This is a genomic window from Kitasatospora sp. NPDC029367 (assembly GCF_055569135.1).
The window spans coordinates 1-15,601 of record NZ_JBVHYH010000121.1 but is presented as its reverse complement, the minus strand read 5'-3'; the positions used below and the strand labels follow the sequence as shown (position 1 = coordinate 15,601).

Genomic DNA, 15,601 nt, shown 5'->3' with positions numbered 1-15,601 from the left:
CCCCCCCCCCCCCCCCCCCCCCCCCCCCCCCCCCCCCCCCCCCCCCCCTCCCCCGCCCCCCCCCCCCCCCCCCCCCCCCCCCCCCCCCCCCCCCCACGGCCGTTGTAAGGGGGTGTCAGGCGTAAGGCGTCACGCGTCAGGCTTTAGGCGGCAAGGGTGCCGACGGCGGCGAGGGCGGTGGTGGCGAAGCGGTGGTCCTGCTCCGGGGCGCCGCCGCCGATGCCGAGGGCGCCGACCAGCCGGCCGTCGCGGCGGACCGGGAGGCCGCCGGCGATGAACAGCAGTGGGCGGTCCAGGGCGGTCGGCAGCGAGTGGAACGGGCCGTCCGGCTTCACCAGGTCGACCAGGTCGGCGGTCGGGGCGTCCAACTGGAGCGCGGTGTAGGCCTTGCGGGTGCTGGTCTCGCCGGAGATCAGCACGGCGCGGTCGTCGCGGCGGAAGGCCAGCAGGTGCCCGCCGGCGTCCAGGACGGTGACGCTGACGGTCACCCCGGCGGCCTCGGCGGCGGTGTGGGCGGCTCGGACCAGGGCCTCGGCCTCGGTGGTGGTCAGGGCGGTCGGGGTGGTCGGGGCGGTGGTGCTCATGGCGGCGCTGCTCCTGGGGAACTGGGAACTGGGAACGGGGAAGGGAGGGGGTAAGGGGGCGGGCGGTCAGTGGTGGACGGGCGTCCGGGGTGCGGCGGCGGTGCCGGTGGTGGCGGCCCGGTGCCGGTCGCGGCGTTCGAGGGCGGCGGACCAGAGGGCGAGCAGCAGGGCGGCTGCGGCGAGCAGGGCGCCGACCCAGTTGGGGGCGGTGTAGCCGAGGCCGGCCGAGATGACCAGGCCGCCGAGCCAGGCCGCCAGGGCGTTGCCGAGGTTGAAGGCGCCGATGTTGACGGCGGAGGCGAGGGTGGGAGCGCCGTGGGCCTGGTCGAGGACGCGCTTCTGCAACGGGGGGACGGTGGCGAAGCCGAGGGCGCCGACCAGCAGGATCGTCACGGCGGCGGCGACCTTGTCGTGCGCGGTGAGGGTGAACAGGGCCAGGACGACGGCCAGCCCGCCGAGGGTGGTGTAGAGCAGGGGCATCAGCCTGCGGTCGGCGAACCTGCCGCCGAGCAGGTTGCCGAGGAACATCCCGACGCCGAACAGCACCAGCAGCCAGGTGACCGCGCCCTCGGAGTAGCCGGCGGTGTCGGTCATCATCGGGGCGATGTAGGTGATCGCGGCGAAGACCCCGCCGAAGCCGAGGACGGTCATCGCCATCGCGAGCAGCACCTGGGGATTGCGGAAGGCGGTCAACTCGCCACGCAGGCGGGCCCCTTCGGGGCGGGGCAGGCTGGGGACCAGCTTGCCGATGCCGAGCAGGCCGAGCAGTCCGAGGGCGGCGACGCCGGTGAAGGTGGTGCGCCAGCCGACGGCCTGGCCTATGAAGGTGCCCAGCGGGACGCCGACGATGTTGGCGACGGTGAGCCCGGTGAACATGGTGGCGATGGCGCCGGCCTTCTTCTGCGGGGCGACGAGTTCGGCGGCGACGACCGAGCCGATGCCGAAGAACGCGCCGTGGGCCAGCGAGGTCACGATCCGCCCGGCGAGCATCAGCGGGAAGCTGGGGGCGACGGCGGACAGCAGGTTGCCGATGACGAACAGGCCCATCAGCAGCATGAGCATGGTCTTGCGGCTGATCCGGGTGCCGAGCACGGTCATCAGCGGGGCGCCGACGACCACGCCGAGTGCGTAGCCGGTGACCAGTAGGCCGGCGGTGGGGACGGCCACGCCGTAGTCGTCCGCGATCTGGGGCAGCAGGCCCATGATCACGAACTCGGTGGTTCCTATCCCGAAGGCCCCGATGGCCAGGGCGAGAAGTGCGAGGGGCATGGCGCGACCTCCGTGCGATTGCTAGTGCGCCTTACGTGCCTCGACAATAGTTGCAAGCGCTGGCTATGGGCAAGTGCGGGCATTCACCCTCGACATGCCCGAGGCCTAAACTGGAGGCCTGCCCGTACCTGGTTCGTACCTGGAAGGAGGCCGTGCCGATGACCGCCACGGACCCTGCGCTGACCGCCCTCGCCAACGGCTGGGCCGCCCTGTACGTCCTGTACGGCCGGATCGAGGCGCACATCGAGCGCGCCCTCCAGGCGGAGCACGACCTGAGCGTGCGCGAGTACTCGCTGCTCGACGTGCTCAGCCGCCAGCACGACGGCGAGGGCGGGCACCTCCAGATGAAGCAGGTCGCCGACGCGGTCGTGCTCAGCCAGAGCGCCACCACCCGGCTGGTCTCCCGGCTGGAGGACCGCGGGCTGCTCGCCCGCTACCTCTGCCCCACCGACCGCCGCGGCATCTACACCGACGTGAGCGAGGACGGCCTGCGGCTCCTGGCGCAGGCCCGGCCGACCAATGACACCGCGCTGCGCGAGGCGCTCGACGAGGCCGCCCGCAACCCGGAGCTGGCCCCGCTGGTCGCGGCCGTCGAGGCGGTCGACCCGCCTGCATTGCTGCGGCGGCCCTGAGCGGCGCTGAGTGGCCTGGGGGAAGGCGCACGGGCGGGGCGTACGGGGAAAGGCGTCGGGCGGGCCCGCGGCACTCGCTGTGCCGTGGGCCCGCCCGTGTTGCGTGGGGAGCGGCCGTCGCGCCGCCGCCGCGGGTCAGTGCGGGAGGACGGCGTCGGCGGTCGCCGGGAGCGGGTAGGCGTCCGGGTCGACCGGGCCGGGCAGGTCGGTGGCCGGGCGGGCGGGGGCGTTGGGGTCCGGCAGTGAGGGCTGGGCGGGCGGCGCCTGGACCTGGTTGAACGGCACGCCGGGCGGGGCCTGGACCGGGGCGGCCCGGCCGGTCGCGAGCGGGCTGCGGCTCTGTGCGTCGCAGGCGGCCCGGCTCTCCAGGTCGTCCGGGCTCTGGGTGGCGGGCTGGTTGCCGGTGAAGCAGTTGCCCGGGTCAGCGGAGGCGAGCACGAGGTCGATGCCGTTGCCCTCGGTGCGGTTGCCCTTGACCAGGTTGCCGGCGGCCGGGTGTCCGGGCGGGTCGGTGACGATCACGCCGGCCGAGCGGTTGCCCTTGACCAGGTTGCGCTCGACCCGGTTCGCGGTGCCGCCGCCGATCCCGATGCCGATGCCGAAGCCGCCGTCGGCCTGCTCGGGGGTGTCGGAGGCGTTGTTGTCGGTGACGGCGTTCCCGGCGATCACGGCGCCGTGCTGGGGGGCGAGGGCTTCCAGGTCGTTGGAGTTGACGGTGACGCCGACCCGGTTGCCGACCACCCGGTTGCCGAGGAACCAGAGGTTGTCCGAGGCGTTGGTGATCTCGATGCCGACCGCGTTGCGCTCCACGGTGTTGCGGCGCACCAGGGTGTCGCAGGGCTTGCACTGCCCGACGTAGACACCGGAGTCGGCGCCGCCGGAGGCGTAGGAGTCCTCGATGATCCCGGCCCGGGCGTCGAAGGCGTAGATCCCGTACAGGCCGTTGTTGTAGGCGGTGACCCTCGTCGCCCGGAAGCCCTGGAGGGCGGGGAAGCGGGTGGTGTCCAGCGGGTTGTAGGCGGAGCCGCCGGCGCCGCGCTGCTGGAGCTTCTCGTCGGTGACGCCGGTGAACAGCACGCCGTTGGCGAGGTAGCCGTGCACGGTGAGGTTCTCCACCACCGAGCCGGCGCCGGTGACGGTGACCCCGTTGACCAGCCGCACGCCGCCGTCCAGCACCACCGAGTTGCGGTCGGTGCCGCGCAGCACGATCCGGGGCTTGGTGATCCGCACGCTCTCCTGGTACGTCCCGGGGGAGACCAGGACGGTGTCGCCCTCGCGGGCGACGTCCACGGCCTTCTGGACGGACGGGAAGTCCTGCGGGACGCGGACCACGGTGCCCTCCGGGTGGCGGGCGTCCGAGGAGGGGCCGCTGGCCGAGGAGCAGCCGGTCAGGGCGAGGGCGGCGACCAGCAGGGCGGGCAGGGCGCGGACGGCGCCGCGCGGGCGGACCGGACCGCTGGAGCGGCGCGGACGGTGCCGTGGTGCTTCGGAGGCGGATTGACGGACGGTCAAAAGTTGCATACGGGGTGTTCTATCGTCTCCAATGTCGGTCATGCATGCCGAAACCGGAAAGGCGCGGAAACAGCCGGGAGCCGCCAGGGGCGGGGTGGACCGGAGGACGCTGATCGCGGGCGGCGGCGCGGTGCTGGCCGCCGGGGTCGGCGCAGGGGCCGTGGCGCTGGGGCGCGGGCCGTCCGCCGCGCCATCGCCGCCCCCGGCGCCCCCGTCACTACCGGCGCTGCCGGAGACGCCGTTCCACGGCGACCGGCAGGCCGGGGTGACGGCCCCGCAGCAGCCCGCCACCCTGCTGCTCGCCCTCGACCTGGCGCCCGCCGCCACCTCCGACGGGCGGACCGTACTGCGCTCCCTGCTGGGGGAGTTGACCCGGGTACTGGCCGACGCGACGGGCGGCAGCCCGGCCGATCCCCGGCTGCGGGACGGCGAACCGGCGCGACTGAGCAGCCTGGTCGGGGTCGGGCCGGGGCTGGCCGCCCGGCTCGGGCTGAACGTCCCGCCCGCGCTGGCGGAGCTCCCGGCCTTCCCCGGGGACCGGCTGGACCAGGCCCGCGGCGGCGGTGACCTGGTGGTCCAGCTGTGCGCCGCGGACCGCTGGCCGCTCACCGTTGTGGCCGAACTCCTCGGCGGCGCGGCCAAGTCGGCGGGCGCGACGGTGCGCTGGAGCCAGCCCGGCTTCCTGCCGCGCACGCCCGCGGGGACCACCCCGCGCAACCTCTTCGGCTACAAGGACGGCACCGCCAACCCGAGCCCGGCCGAGGCCCAGCAGTGGGTCTGGGGCCCGCCCGGCCCGTACGAGCACGGCACCGTCCTGGTCTACCGCCGGATCCGGATGGACACCGCCGCTTTCGCCGCCCTCCCGGAGGACCGGCGCGACCTGGCCATGGGCCGCCGGCGCGGCGACGGCGCCCCGCTCACCGGTAGGGCCGAGCACGAGGACCCGGACATCTACGCCAAGAACCCGGACGGCTCGTACGTCATCCCCAACAGCGCCCACGTCCGGCTCAGCAGCCCCCGGCTCGACTCCGGCGCCCGGATGCTGAGGCGCGGCTACAGCTACGACGACGCCCCCGACGACCGGGGGCTGCTGTTCTGCGCCTTCGTGCGGGACCCGGCGCAGTTCACCCGGGTGCAGAACCGGCTGGCGGCCAAGGACGCGCTCAATCCGTTCCTGGTGCACACGGCTTCCGCGGTGGCCTACGTGCTGCCGGGGGTGCGGGAGGGCGGGGTGCTGGGCGAGGGGTTGTGGGGGTGACGGGGCGGGGTCGAGCGGTCGAGCGGCGGGGCCGAGCGGTTGGGCGGCGGCCGGGCGGCCTCACCAGGTGACCGGGATCGCGGCCGGGCTGCGGGTGGTGCCGCCCAGCTGCCAACTCAGCTGCTCCAGCGGGACGGTGAGGCGGAGGCCGGGCAGGGCGGTGGCCAACCGGCGGAGCGATTCGCGCAGTTCGAGGCGGACCCGCCAGGCGCCGATGCAGTAGTGCGGGCCGACGCTGAACGCGAGGGTGGGTGCGTCGAGCGGCGTGCCCAGGTCGGCCTCGATCCCGCCGGGGAAGACCGCGGGATCCCGGTTGGCGCTGCCGAGGCTCGCGGCGACCACGGCCCCGGCCGGGACGGTCACGCCGCCGACGTCGACCGGGGCGGTGGCGCGGCGGAGGGTGGCCTCGTCGTCCCCCAACGGGATGTAGTGCAGCAGGCGTTCGGCGGTGTGCTCGGTGACCACCGGGTCGGTGAGCCGGCGCCAGTGCTCGGGGCGCTCGGCCAGGAGGTAGACCAGGGCGTTGCCGAGGGCGCCGGTGACGCTCTCGTTGCCGCTGGCGGTGAGGCCGAGGACGAGGAAGGCGAGCGCGTCCTCGGGGACGCCGCCGTCCCGGTCGGCGGCCTGCACCAGTCGGCTGACCAGGTCCGGGCCGGGGCTGCGGCGCCGGCGTTCGATCAACTCCTCGGTGAACGCGCCGAATTCGGCGAGGGCCTCGGTCCGTCCGGCTTGTTCGGCCTGGTCCGGTTCCTGGTCGCCGCCGCCCTGGGCGAGCAGGGCGAGGGTCCAGTGCCGCAGTCGCCCTTCGTCCAGGCGGTCCGGGCCGTCGCCGTCCAGGCCCATCAGCCGGGCGGTGACGGCGAAGGGCACCGGTCGGGTGAAGGCGGTGACCAGGTCGGCGGGCGGTCCGGCGGCGAGCAGCGCGTCCACGGACTGCTGGACGGCGGCCGCGACCCAGGGCTGCCAGCTCGCGATGGCGCGCGGGGTGAACGCCCGCTGGACGGTGGCGCGCAGGCGGCGGTGGGCGGCGCCGTCCTGGTTGAACAGCGAGGCGGGGTTGGCGGCGACGTCGGCGGTGCTGCCCGCGGTGCCGACCTCGTGCAGGTCGTTCCGGGTGAGGCGGGGGTCGCCGAGGACCTGCCGGACGTCGTGGTAGCGGGTGACGAGCCAGGCGGGGGTGCCGTCCGGGAGGGTGGTCGGGTGCGGCGGCCGGGCGGGGGTGAACGGGAGCCGGTGGAGCGGTGGGGGCGGGGTGTCGGTGCCGGTGTCGGCTGCGGGGGAGGACATGGAACCCTTCGGGGTCGGCGGCGCTGCGGGGCACGGGCATCCAACTGTCATATTTTCTGAGGGAATTGGATCCTTCTGACGGTTTTCCCGTTTCGGCCCGATGCTACGCCCCCGAACCCTCCGTACGTGGTCTCAACGCCCCCACTCGGGTGCCGGGTCGACCGGCAGCAGCGGCCGCACCGCGCCCAGCACGGCGCCGATGCAGGTGTCGCGCAGCTCCGTCCGAGTGCAGCTCGGCTCGGTCAGCCAGTCCACGACCAGCACCCGGACGAACACCAGCCAGCTGCGCAGGACTTGGGAGACGGCGAGGCGGCCGTCCTGGTCCGCCAGCGGCAGGACGGCGAGCAGTCGGGCGCGCAGGGCGTCCAGTTCCTCGGTGATGATGGTCTGGACGACCGGGTCCCCGGCCAGCTCGCGGTTGGCGGCCAGCACGGTGTGCCGGTTGGCGACGAAGTGGTCGAGATGGGCGTCCAGGCCCTCGATCAGCTGCTCGACCAGGGTGTCCGCCGGGTCGAACCTGGTCCGGGCCAGCAGGTCGTCCGAGGCCTGCCGGTGGACGGCCGCGAACAGTTCGCGCTTGCCGGCGAAGTGCCGGTAGAGCAGCGCGCGGGAGACCCCGGCCTGCTCGGCGACCTCCTCCATCAGCACGTCGGCGTACGGCCGGGCGGCGAAGGCCCGGGCGCCGACGGCGAGCAGCTGGGCGCGGCGTTCGGCGGGGGAGAGGCGTCGGCGGCGCTCGTGAACGGACATGCGGCACAGGCTACTTGACAGGTGTCCAGTAGTGGGCGCTAGCTTGGTGGAAGCGTTGGTGGACACGTGTCTACTGGCGTCCGACGGGTGATGGGTGGTCGGCTCATGGCGAAGGCGAAGGCGCAGGCACAGGCGCGGGGAACGGCGCAGGCGCAGGGAAGGGCGAAGGCGAAGGCACTGCGGGTGCTCGCCTGGACGATGGGGGTCGCCTGCGTGGCGATCGGGTTCGAGCACCTGCTGGGCGGGCCGGTGGGCTTCCCCGGGATCCCGGACCCGGGCCCGACGGTCGACAGCTTCGGCCGCTTCATGGGCGCGGTCTTCGCCGGGTACGGCGTGGCCTGGATCCGGGCCGCCCGGCAGGTGCCGGTGCCCGCACGGGAGGTGCGGTGGCTGACGGCGGTGCTCCTGCTGGGCGGCCTCGGCCGGGTGCTCGGCCTGGCGGTGGACGGGCGGCCGCACTGGTTCCAGCTGGTGCTGATGGGGATCGAACTCGGGCTCCCGGCGGTGTACTTCTGGCTCGCCGACGCGGACGAGCGGGCCGCCCGGGGCTGAGCCTCCGGGTGCCCGCCCGGTCAGGGCGGTCGGGGCACGGGCGGGTCAGACCGCGAAGGCCCGCAGGTGCTCGGTGAGGGTGGTCCGGTCGACGCTCGCGCCGGTGAGCGAGACGTACCCGTCCGGTCGGACCAGCACCACGGCCTCGCCGCGCAGCCCGTACGCGCGGGCGGCGTGGCCGTCGGGGTCGCGGACGGCGGCGACCCGCAGGCCGGGGAGGTCCTGGGGCACGGATCGGGCGGTCGGGCCGGCCGGGTCGGACTGGCCGGACTGGCCGGACTGGTCGGACGGGTGGGCCGGGCCGGCCGGGGCCGGGTGGTCGCCGAAGGCCAACAGGGTGAAGTGCGGGCCGCGGAACAGGTCGAACAGCCGGACCGGCGTTCCGTCCCACGTGGTACAGGGCGCGTCCGGGGCCCGGTCGCCGGCCCGGATGCCGGTGGCCTCGTCCAGGTCCCGGCCGAGCGGGCCGCCGCGGTAGTCGATCGAGAGCCCGGTGAGGTCGGCGCCCTGGACGGCCAGGGTGCGGAACTGTTCGGTCAGCACCGTGGCACCGTCGCCCCGGAACGCCGCCTTGTGGTGGGCGGAGGTGGCGGCGAGGCCGGCCAGGGCGATCGGCCGGCGCTCCTCCTGGTAGCTGTCGAGCAGCTCCGCGGGCGCGCCGCGCAGCACGGCGGCGAGCTTCCAGGCCAGGTTGTGGGCGTCCTGGATGCCGGTGTTCATGCCCTGGCCGCCCGCCGCGGACTGGCAGTGGGCGGCGTCCCCGGCGAGCAGCACCCGGCCGTCGCGGTAGCGCTCGACCAGCCGGACGGTGGGGCGCCAGACGGTGGACCAGATCGGCTCGTGCATCCGGACCCCGGGCAGCCCGGCCCGTTCGGCGAAGAGCCGGCGGAAGGTCTCCAGGGTGGGCGCGGGCAGCTCGCCGTGCTCGTCCGGTTCGACGGCGGCGTGCACCGCCCACTTGCCGTCCTGCCGCATCGGGACGATCGCCATGGCGCCGGCGCCGAACTTCGGGTGGTTCCAGAGGTGCATGTGGTCGGGGTCCAGGCCGTCCAGGTCCATCGAGGCCATGATGAAGCGCTCCTCCTCCCAGGTCTCGCCGAGGAAGGGGATGCCGGCCAGCTTGCGGACGGTGCTGCGGCCGCCGTCGCAGCCGACCAGGAAGCGGGCGCGCAGCTGCGCCGTCCGGTCGCCCTGCCGGACGGTGGCGAGCACGCCGGCGGTGTCCCGGGCACCGGCGGTGTCCTGGATGCCAGCGGCGTCCTGGGCGTAGGCGTGGTCGGAGTCCTGGGTGCAGTCGGTTAGTTCGCTACCGGTCTCGACCTTGACGCCGTACTCGGCGAGCCGGTCGCGCAGGACGGCCTCGGTGTGGTGCTGGGCGATCATCAGCATGCCGGCGTACGGGCGGTCGGGGGTCGTCGGCCGGGTGGCCCCGGGGTCGAACTCCTGGACCAGCCGGGTGCCTTCGTAGGCGCGGACCTTGAGGTCGAGCACGCCCCGGTCGAGGATCCGGGCGACCACGCCGAGGTCGTCGAACACCTCCAGGGTGCGCGGGTTGACGCCCTTGCCGCGGACGCCGGCGGTGCGGAACGCGTCGTCCCGCTCGATGATCCGGCAGTCGACGCCGGCCCGGGCCAGCCCGATGGCCAGGGTGAGCCCGACCGGGCCGGCGCCGACGATCAGCACGTCGGTGGTGGGTGTGGAGTCGTGCGAGAGTGCAGCGCGCATGGCGGACGCCCCTGTCATTCGGCCATAAGATACGGCGCGTTTCCTGCTCTTGACTGTAGGCTGTCCTCGATAAGAAACGCAACGTGTCTACGAGGGTCGGGTGCGGAAACCGGTGGCGAGCGGCAGAACGGGCGCCCCGCGGCGGCGCGGGGACGAACTGGAACGGGCGATCCTGGACGCCGTCTGGGCCGAACTGGCCGAGCACGGCTACGACCGGCTCACCATGGACGGCGTCGCCGCCCGCGCCCGCACCAGCAAGCCGGTGCTCTACCGCCGTTGGCCGAACCGGGTGGAACTGGTGGTCGCCGCCCTCGGCCGCAACGCCCCGGACTTCCGGGAACCCCCGGACACCGGTGACCTGCGCACCGACCTGTCGGTCCTGCTGGGCAGCCTGCTGCACCGCTTCGACGACCTGCCGACCGACGCCGTCCATGGCTTCCTGGTCGACCTGATGCGCGACCCCGAACTGCGCGTCGTCTTCCACCGGGGCCTTACCGCGGACGGGCCGGTGGACGCGCTGGCCACGATCATGCACCGGGCCGCCGAGCGGGGCGAGGTCGACCCGGCCCGGCTCACCCCGCGGGTCCTCTCGCTGCCGCTGGACCTGCTGCGCGACGCCTTCCTGATGGGCGGTTCGGTGCCGTCCGACCAGGTGGTCGCCGAGGTGCTGGACGAGATCGTCCTGCCGCTGCTCCGGGTGCCGGCCGGAGGGTAGCGGCCGGAGGGTAGGGGCCGGAGGGCAGGGGCCGGAGGGTAGGGCCCATCGGGCCGCGGATACCCCTACCCCGTAATGACGAACGCCCTCCGGCGGCGATGTGCCGCCGGAGGGCGTCGGTGCGTGCGGGCCCCGGGTCGGGTCCGGGTTCGGGTCCGAGTCCGGGGCCGGGTCAGGAGCGGACCAGGCGGGCGATGGCCTGGTTGGCCTCGCGGATCTTGGCGTTCGCCTCCTGGCCGCCCTCGGCGATGGCGTCGCGGACGCAGCATTCGATGTGCTCGTCCAGGAGTTGCAGGGCGAAGGACTGGAGGGCGCGGCTGGCTGCGGAGACCTGGGTGAGGACGTCGATGCAGTACGTGTCCTGCTCGACCATGCGCTGCAGGCCGCGGATCTGGCCCTCGATGCGGCGGAGCCGCTTGAGGAAGTCGTCCTTGTGGGGGCTGTAGCTGGCCATGGCCGTCTCCGGTTCCCGTGCGGTGAGGAGTTCTCTCACTCTATCGGGGCGGGGTGGGCGGGGAGTCGGCCCGGACGGGGCGCGGGGCGCGGGCGTCCGGGCCGACGGGGCGTCAGGCTTCGAGGCGGCCGGCCAGGTCGTAGCCGGCCTCGTCGATGGCGGCGGCGAGCTCGGCGTCGGCCAGCGGGGCGGTGCTGTCGACGGTGACCCGGCCGGTGGCGAGGTCGACTGCGACCTCGGTGACCCCGGCGACCTTCTTGAGCTCGGCGGTCACCGAGCTGACGCAGTGTCCGCAGGTCATGCCCGTCACCTGGAGGACGGTGCGCTCGGCGGTGCTGGCGGCGGGGGCCGCGGCGGCGCCGGTGCCGCACGAGCCGCAGCAGGAGCCCTCGGTGGCGGACGGCTCGACGGCGACGGTGGTCTCGCTCATGGTGTGCTCCTGTCGTCAGTGTGTGCGATGCCTTCCGGAGTGTCCCGGGCGGCTGCTTCGCTCGAGAACATACCATACCCCCCTAGGGTAATTGAAGGGGTGTCGGAAGCCGGCCGCGGGGGAGGAGCCGGGCGTCAGCGGACGGTGATCTGGACGCTCTTGGAGATGTCGCAGCGCTCCGCCGGGTACCTCGGCACGCCGGCCACGCAGCCTCCCTGGCCGAACAGCCAGGTCAGTGTGGTGGTGCCGGGCGTCAGCGCCTCGAAGGTCAGGTCGAACTCCGGGGCGCAGCCGGGTACGGGCGGGTTCGTCGGGCAGGGGGTGATGACGAAGTCCGGCCCCGGGCGCAGCACTTTGCCGTCGCCCGCCGCACCGAGGTACCAGCGGTGCGACAGGGCACCCCCGGTCGTCCGCACCCCGAGCCGCTGTCCGACCGCGAGGGTCACCGTGCTGGGCGGGTACGGGGAGGTGGCGGTCCACCCGTCGCCGGGGAGGGTGACCTCCTGCTGCGGCCGGGTGGCGGCCGAGTCGGCGGCCCTGGTGGCGGCCGGGTCGGAGTCGGACCACCAGCCGTCGAGGTAGGAGACGAGCAGCAGGGCGGCGGCCAGGAGCGCGACCACGGCGGTGGTGATCCGGCGCCTCACCGGCCTTCCTCCCGGACCCGACGACGCATGGTGATGAGCAGTGCGACCTCGGCCAGCCAGCGGGCGAACAGGACGTCGCGCCGCAGGTCCGCCCCGCCGGCCGCGGCCGCGCGCAGCCAGCCGCGGACCAGCTCGCCCGGCTCCCGGCCGATCACCGGTTCGGACAGGTCGAGCGCGGCGGCGATGCCGCCGGCCCGGACGTACTGGGCGAGGAAGTACAGCGGATGGGGGCCGATGCCCAGGCGCTCGGCCTGGTAGGAGGCGGCGATCGCGGCCTCGGAGAAGAGCACCCGGCGCGGGGTGCCGTCGATCAGCAGGCCGCGGGTGAGGGCGGCCTCGACGTCGTAGCCGGTCATCAGCTCGGTGTCGGGCAGGATGTCGGTCATTTCGGCAGCTCCGCGCCGTAGGGCGTGTTCATTTCCTCATTGTTGGTGATGCCGCCGGCGTTCATCTGGCTGTGGATGAACTGGTCCTCCGTGACCCACTCCGAGTGGCCCCACGGGTTGTAGACCTGGAGCCGGTCGCCGTCACGGGCGACGATGACCATCTGGTGGGCGCCGGCCTTGCCGGTGGTGCAGAACGGCACCGGCTTGCCCTCGTCCACGGCCTTCTCGATCCGGGCGACGGCCGTGCGCCGGTCGTCGTCGGTGCTCAGGTTGACGTACTCGTAGGTCGAGCCGGTGGCCTTGCCGAGGTTCTGGTCGGCGAGGAAGGTGTTGCCCTTGGGGCCGATCCCCCCGGTGTCGTCGGGGTAGATCTTCTCGTTGCCGTTGGCCAGCTGGCCCTGCTTGTACTGGCCGAGGTACAGCTGCTGGAGGCGCTGCTGGAAGTACTGGGGCGAGTCGGCTCCCGGGACGTCGGGCATGTTGCCGGTGGTGACCTGGAGCATCGTCACCGGGTCGAGCTTGAGGCCCGCGACCACGGTGGAGGCGGCGACGCAGTCGTTGTAGCCGCCCTGGTCGTAGATCTGACGGTTGCCGAGGATCACGGTGCCCTTGTAGGTGAGCCCCACCTGGCTCGTGGTGGACTCCTGCTGGGCGGGGTCCGAGCCGAGGGCCGGGACGAGGTGATCGGACAGCCAGACCGGGTCGTCGCCGTGGGGGTGGATCTGGGCGGCGAACTGCTGGATGTCCGGGATCGAGTGGCCGGCGGCCAGGGCCTTCCAGAGGTAGGCGGCCTCCTCGGGTGACTTGGCGCCGGACACCAGCTTCTGGAAGGCGAGTTGGTCGGCGCCGCCCATCACGGACAGGGCCTGTTCGGCGCGGTCGAGCTGGTTGGCGGAGAGGATGTAGTCGCCGTCCTCGTTGCCGCCGGGCCCCTTCTCGTTGGCCATGACCAGCGCCGCGAGCGGGTCGACCGTCCCCTGCCCCGCCCGCTCGGTACGGGCCTTGGCGGCGAGCTGGTTGAGCAGGCTCGCGGTGCGGGTGCCGCTGCTCTCCGCCGCCTGGGCGGCGGCGATCCGGGTGCCCACGGCGGTGTTGGCGGGATCGATGGCGGCGATGGCCTTGCCCACGTCGAAGGCGTCGTGGCCGAGCGACTTCTGGATGTTCTCCAGCGCGGTGATGCCCTGGGCGTCGGTGTTCCGGGCCGCTTCCAGGGCGTCCGCCCAGGCGTTCAGCTGGGTGGACGCCTGCTCCAGGGTCTTCTGGGAGACGGTCAGTTCGTTCGCCAGCGCCTTGATGGACTGGGTGGCGTTCTGGGCGACCGAGCCGGTCCAGGCGTTCGGCAGCTCCTTGTCGGCGACCGACCCGAGGTCGGTGGACGCCTTGGCGTAGGCCTTCGCGGTCTCCGCGTACTCCTTGGCCCGCTCGCGGATGGTGCCGGGGTTCCCGGCCGGCCCCGGTACGGCCAGGGCCTTGTCGATCGCGCCGAGCAGTTCGATGCCGAGGAAGAGGCCGGAGCCGGGGTGGGTGATGGCCTGCTGCGCCTTCTGCAGGTCCGCGACCTTGCTCATCGGGCCCCGGCCGGGGTCATCTCGGTGGCGACCTTGGTCTCCGCGGCGCGGTAGTTGGCGCTGGTCGTCGACATCTTCTGGACCAGTTCCGTCACGGCCCGCTGGGTGACCTGCAGTTCCTGCGCCCACTTGGTGTCGAAGCCCGACCAGGCCTGGTCCACTCCGAACTCGCCGAAGTCGGCGGCCGGGTGCACCGCCTTCGCGGTGTAGGCCTGGCCCGCCGACGTCAGGTCGGTCGCGACGTTTCCGAGTGCCGTCGTCACGCCGTCCAGCGCGTCGGGATGGACCGTGTAGCCGGTCGGTTGATCCCCCATCGACCGCTCCCCCTCCTGCAGTTGCCCGCTCGCCGTGCTCGGACGAACACGACCGATGAGCATAGACGCATCCGGGGGAGGCGCGGTTGCGGAGCCAGCCCGGGGGCGGGGGCGGCGGCCTGGGGGGCGGGGGCGGTGTGCGGCGGATCGGCGCGCCGTGGTGGCGGAATACCCCGTACGGGTATACGTTCGCCGACGGGGACTGAGGAAGGCGGACCACCACCATGCACGCGATCCTGCACGCGCTCGCCATCGCCGGGGCGATGACCTGGGAGATCACCTGGGCCCTGGTCCTCGGCTTCCTGCTCTCCGCCGTCGTCCAGGCCGTCGTCCACAAGTCCACCGTGGTGCGACTGCTCGGCGACGACCGTCCGCGCACCCTCGCCGTCGCCTCGGCCCTCGGGGCGGCGTCCTCCTCCTGCTCCTACGCGGCGGTCGCCCTGGCGCGCTCGCTGTTCCGCAAGGGCGCGGACTTCACGGCGGCGATGGCCTTCGAGATCGCCTCGACCAACCTGGTGGTCGAACTCGGCGTGATCCTGGCCCTGTTGCTGGGCTGGCAGTTCACGGCGGCCGAGTTCGTCGGCGGGCCGGTGATGATCCTGCTGCTCGCCCTGCTGTTCCGGCTCTTCCTGCGCGACCGACTGCTCCGGGAGGCCCGCGAACAGGCGTCGTACGGGCGGGCGGGTTCGATGGAGGGCCACGCCGCGATGGACATGTCCGTCGCGGGGGAGGGCTCCTTCGCCCGGCGGCTGCTGTCCCGGCAGGGCCTCACGTCGGTGTCGCACGTGTTCGTGATGGAGTGGGCCGCGATCCTCCGGGACCTGGTGGTCGGGCTGCTGATCGCCGGCGCGATCGCCGCGTGGGTCCCGGACTCGTTCTGGCAGGCCTTCTTCTTCGCCGACCACCCGCTGGCCGGGAAGCTCTGGGGACCGCTGGTCGGACCACTGGTGGCGATCGCGTCCTTCGTCTGCTCGATCGGCAACGTGCCGCTGGCGGTGGTGCTGTGGAAGGGCGGGATCAGCTTCGGCGGGGTGGTCGCGTTCATCTTCGCGGACCTGCTGATCCTGCCGATCCTGAACATCTACCGGAAGTACTACGGGGTGCGGACGGCGCTCTTCCTGCTCGGGACGTTCTACGCGGCGATGGTGGCGGCCGGGTACCTGGTGGAGCTGCTGTTCGGCGGGCTGGGGCTGGTGCCGGACCAGCGGGACGCCGAGATCCCGATGTCGGGCGTGGAGTGGAACTACACCACCTGGCTCAACATCGCCTTCCTGCTGCTGGCGGCGGCGCTGCTCGTCCGCTTCTTCCGCACCGGCGGGCGGGCGATGCTGCGGATGATGGGCGGGGCGCCGGAGGCGGAGGGACACCTGGGGCACATGGGGCACGAGCATCACTGAGGCTGCCTGGGGGGGGGGGGGGGGGGGGGGGGGGGGGGCGGGCGCGGGGGGGGGGGGGGGGGGGGGGGGGAGCCCAACCAAAGGAAAGACGCCCAACCGCAAAACACACCTTTCGGCCAGACCG

17 protein-coding genes are annotated in these 15,601 nt (G+C 73.6%); 5 read left to right on the top strand and 12 right to left on the bottom strand.

Translation table 11 applies throughout. From position 1 onward, the window contains the following. Positions 1 to 143: 143 nt before the first annotated feature. Both ACZ4W5_RS36755 and ACZ4W5_RS36750 read right to left on the bottom strand, forming a co-directional pair. On the bottom strand, positions 144 to 584 hold the full coding sequence (locus tag ACZ4W5_RS36755; RefSeq protein ID WP_465659501.1) for a GlcG/HbpS family heme-binding protein: 441 nt from the start codon (positions 582 to 584) through the stop codon (positions 144 to 146). Between the two features lie 66 nt (positions 585 to 650). Continuing rightward, on the bottom strand, positions 651 to 1,853 hold the full coding sequence (locus tag ACZ4W5_RS36750; RefSeq protein ID WP_465659500.1) for an MFS transporter: 1,203 nt from the start codon (positions 1,851 to 1,853) through the stop codon (positions 651 to 653). A 158-nt stretch (positions 1,854 to 2,011) separates the two neighbouring features. Here ACZ4W5_RS36750 and ACZ4W5_RS36745 point away from each other — a divergent pair, with 158 nt between their 5' ends. Then, positions 2,012 to 2,485, top strand: coding sequence for a MarR family winged helix-turn-helix transcriptional regulator (locus tag ACZ4W5_RS36745; RefSeq protein ID WP_360243332.1), 474 nt, complete (start codon positions 2,012 to 2,014; stop codon positions 2,483 to 2,485). 135 nt (positions 2,486 to 2,620) lie between these two features. Here the strand turns inward: ACZ4W5_RS36745 and ACZ4W5_RS36740 are convergent, their stop codons facing one another. Further along, on the bottom strand, positions 2,621 to 4,006 hold the full coding sequence (locus ACZ4W5_RS36740; protein WP_465659498.1) for a right-handed parallel beta-helix repeat-containing protein: 1,386 nt from the start codon (positions 4,004 to 4,006) through the stop codon (positions 2,621 to 2,623). Between the two features lie 31 nt (positions 4,007 to 4,037). On the opposite strand from ACZ4W5_RS36740, the gene ACZ4W5_RS36735 reads away from it, so the two are divergent. Next, positions 4,038 to 5,255, top strand: a complete 1,218-nt coding sequence (locus ACZ4W5_RS36735; RefSeq protein ID WP_465659496.1) for a Dyp-type peroxidase — start codon at positions 4,038 to 4,040, stop codon at positions 5,253 to 5,255. 60 nt (positions 5,256 to 5,315) lie between these two features. On the opposite strand, the gene ACZ4W5_RS36730 is transcribed toward ACZ4W5_RS36735, so the two are convergent. Then, complete coding sequence (locus ACZ4W5_RS36730; RefSeq protein WP_465659495.1) at positions 5,316 to 6,542, bottom strand: cytochrome P450; 1,227 nt, start codon at positions 6,540 to 6,542, stop codon at positions 5,316 to 5,318. Between the two features lie 132 nt (positions 6,543 to 6,674). Next, positions 6,675 to 7,292: a TetR/AcrR family transcriptional regulator gene (locus tag ACZ4W5_RS36725; protein ID WP_360243320.1), complete on the bottom strand. Its 618-nt coding sequence runs from the start codon at positions 7,290 to 7,292 to the stop codon at positions 6,675 to 6,677. A 198-nt stretch (positions 7,293 to 7,490) separates the two neighbouring features. Here ACZ4W5_RS36725 and ACZ4W5_RS36720 point away from each other — a divergent pair, with 198 nt between their 5' ends. After that, complete coding sequence (locus ACZ4W5_RS36720) at positions 7,491 to 7,844, top strand: DUF4345 domain-containing protein (protein ID WP_465659503.1); 354 nt, start codon at positions 7,491 to 7,493, stop codon at positions 7,842 to 7,844. A 45-nt stretch (positions 7,845 to 7,889) separates the two neighbouring features. Here ACZ4W5_RS36720 and ACZ4W5_RS36715 read toward each other — a convergent pair whose 3' ends face one another. After that, on the bottom strand, positions 7,890 to 9,569 hold the full coding sequence (locus tag ACZ4W5_RS36715; protein ID WP_465659493.1) for an FAD-dependent monooxygenase: 1,680 nt from the start codon (positions 9,567 to 9,569) through the stop codon (positions 7,890 to 7,892). A gap of 112 nt (positions 9,570 to 9,681) precedes the next feature. On the opposite strand from ACZ4W5_RS36715, the gene ACZ4W5_RS36710 reads away from it, so the two are divergent. Further along, complete coding sequence (locus ACZ4W5_RS36710; protein WP_465659491.1) at positions 9,682 to 10,284, top strand: TetR/AcrR family transcriptional regulator; 603 nt, start codon at positions 9,682 to 9,684, stop codon at positions 10,282 to 10,284. Positions 10,285 to 10,456: 172 nt separating this feature from the next. On the opposite strand, the gene ACZ4W5_RS36705 is transcribed toward ACZ4W5_RS36710, so the two are convergent. The 6 genes from ACZ4W5_RS36705 to ACZ4W5_RS36680 form a co-directional block, all read right to left on the bottom strand. Continuing rightward, complete coding sequence (locus ACZ4W5_RS36705) at positions 10,457 to 10,777, bottom strand: metal-sensitive transcriptional regulator (protein WP_465659489.1); 321 nt, start codon at positions 10,775 to 10,777, stop codon at positions 10,457 to 10,459. A gap of 73 nt (positions 10,778 to 10,850) precedes the next feature. After that, positions 10,851 to 11,168, bottom strand: coding sequence for a heavy-metal-associated domain-containing protein (locus tag ACZ4W5_RS36700; protein WP_465659487.1), 318 nt, complete (start codon positions 11,166 to 11,168; stop codon positions 10,851 to 10,853). A 134-nt stretch (positions 11,169 to 11,302) separates the two neighbouring features. Then, complete coding sequence (locus ACZ4W5_RS36695) at positions 11,303 to 11,812, bottom strand: hypothetical protein (protein ID WP_465659485.1); 510 nt, start codon at positions 11,810 to 11,812, stop codon at positions 11,303 to 11,305. After that, positions 11,809 to 12,198, bottom strand: a complete 390-nt coding sequence (locus ACZ4W5_RS36690; protein ID WP_402486719.1) for a hypothetical protein — start codon at positions 12,196 to 12,198, stop codon at positions 11,809 to 11,811. Before ACZ4W5_RS36690 ends, ACZ4W5_RS36695 begins: the two co-directional genes overlap by 4 nt. Then, positions 12,195 to 13,766: a hypothetical protein gene (locus ACZ4W5_RS36685; RefSeq protein WP_465659483.1), complete on the bottom strand. Its 1,572-nt coding sequence runs from the start codon at positions 13,764 to 13,766 to the stop codon at positions 12,195 to 12,197. The genes ACZ4W5_RS36690 and ACZ4W5_RS36685 overlap by 4 nt, the downstream gene beginning before the upstream one ends. Continuing rightward, positions 13,763 to 14,080 carry a hypothetical protein gene (locus ACZ4W5_RS36680; protein ID WP_402486713.1) on the bottom strand — a complete coding sequence of 106 codons (318 nt, stop codon included), beginning with the start codon at positions 14,078 to 14,080 and terminating at the stop codon, positions 13,763 to 13,765. Before ACZ4W5_RS36680 ends, ACZ4W5_RS36685 begins: the two co-directional genes overlap by 4 nt. 224 nt (positions 14,081 to 14,304) lie before the next feature. Here ACZ4W5_RS36680 and ACZ4W5_RS36675 point away from each other — a divergent pair, with 224 nt between their 5' ends. Next, positions 14,305 to 15,477 carry a permease gene (locus ACZ4W5_RS36675; RefSeq protein WP_360243293.1) on the top strand — a complete coding sequence of 391 codons (1,173 nt, stop codon included), beginning with the start codon at positions 14,305 to 14,307 and terminating at the stop codon, positions 15,475 to 15,477. Positions 15,478 to 15,601 lie beyond the last annotated feature (124 nt).

Coding starts and splice junctions, on each gene's coding strand:
- ACZ4W5_RS36755 (WP_465659501.1), bottom strand. CDS start 584: ATGAGCACCACCGCCCCGACCACCCCGACCGCCCTGACCACCACCGAG.
- ACZ4W5_RS36750 (WP_465659500.1), bottom strand. CDS start 1,853: ATGCCCCTCGCACTTCTCGCCCTGGCCATCGGGGCCTTCGGGATAGGA.
- ACZ4W5_RS36745 (WP_360243332.1), top strand. CDS start 2,012: ATGACCGCCACGGACCCTGCGCTGACCGCCCTCGCCAACGGCTGGGCC.
- ACZ4W5_RS36740 (WP_465659498.1), bottom strand. CDS start 4,006: ATGCAACTTTTGACCGTCCGTCAATCCGCCTCCGAAGCACCACGGCAC.
- ACZ4W5_RS36735 (WP_465659496.1), top strand. CDS start 4,038: ATGCATGCCGAAACCGGAAAGGCGCGGAAACAGCCGGGAGCCGCCAGG.
- ACZ4W5_RS36730 (WP_465659495.1), bottom strand. CDS start 6,542: ATGTCCTCCCCCGCAGCCGACACCGGCACCGACACCCCGCCCCCACCG.
- ACZ4W5_RS36725 (WP_360243320.1), bottom strand. CDS start 7,292: ATGTCCGTTCACGAGCGCCGCCGACGCCTCTCCCCCGCCGAACGCCGC.
- ACZ4W5_RS36720 (WP_465659503.1), top strand. CDS start 7,491: ATGGGGGTCGCCTGCGTGGCGATCGGGTTCGAGCACCTGCTGGGCGGG.
- ACZ4W5_RS36715 (WP_465659493.1), bottom strand. CDS start 9,569: ATGCGCGCTGCACTCTCGCACGACTCCACACCCACCACCGACGTGCTG.
- ACZ4W5_RS36700 (WP_465659487.1), bottom strand. CDS start 11,168: ATGAGCGAGACCACCGTCGCCGTCGAGCCGTCCGCCACCGAGGGCTCC.
- ACZ4W5_RS36690 (WP_402486719.1), bottom strand. CDS start 12,198: ATGACCGACATCCTGCCCGACACCGAGCTGATGACCGGCTACGACGTC.
- ACZ4W5_RS36685 (WP_465659483.1), bottom strand. CDS start 13,766: ATGAGCAAGGTCGCGGACCTGCAGAAGGCGCAGCAGGCCATCACCCAC.
- ACZ4W5_RS36680 (WP_402486713.1), bottom strand. CDS start 14,080: ATGGGGGATCAACCGACCGGCTACACGGTCCATCCCGACGCGCTGGAC.
- ACZ4W5_RS36675 (WP_360243293.1), top strand. CDS start 14,305: ATGCACGCGATCCTGCACGCGCTCGCCATCGCCGGGGCGATGACCTGG.